This is a genomic window from Ochrobactrum sp. SFR4 (assembly GCF_019730395.1).
GTDB lineage: Bacteria > Pseudomonadota > Alphaproteobacteria > Rhizobiales > Rhizobiaceae > Pseudochrobactrum.
Genome location: NZ_JAAPBB010000501.1, coordinates 1 through 322, shown reverse-complemented (window position 1 = coordinate 322; position 322 = coordinate 1). Strand labels below are relative to the sequence as shown.

Genomic DNA, 322 nt, shown 5'->3' with positions numbered 1-322 from the left:
ACACACTGCAACATATGTCCGGCAGGCCATCCATAATATCCGGCTCGACAAACAGGCCGAAACCGCGCACTTCGCCGGTACTTCTGGCTTTATGCGGCAGGCCGCCCGGTATCCAGACCGCACATTGCGGCGGCACAACCCAGACACCGCTATCCGTTTCAACCGTTACCACGCCGCTGGCACTGAATAAAAGCTGTGCTTTGCGATGGGAGTGGCGCGGGAACTCCCAACCATCCACCACCATCGACAATCCCATAACAACCACCGGACGGTTAATCTGATCCGGTAATGCATAATCAGGAAAACTCGTTGTAAAAAACAT

General features: G+C 54.3%; 1 protein-coding gene. It reads right to left on the bottom strand.

All coding sequences use genetic code 11. The annotated features are described in order from the left end of the window. A partial coding sequence (locus HBA93_RS19995; protein ID WP_221724443.1) for an AraC family ligand binding domain-containing protein occupies positions 1 to 322 on the bottom strand: 322 nt, incomplete at both ends.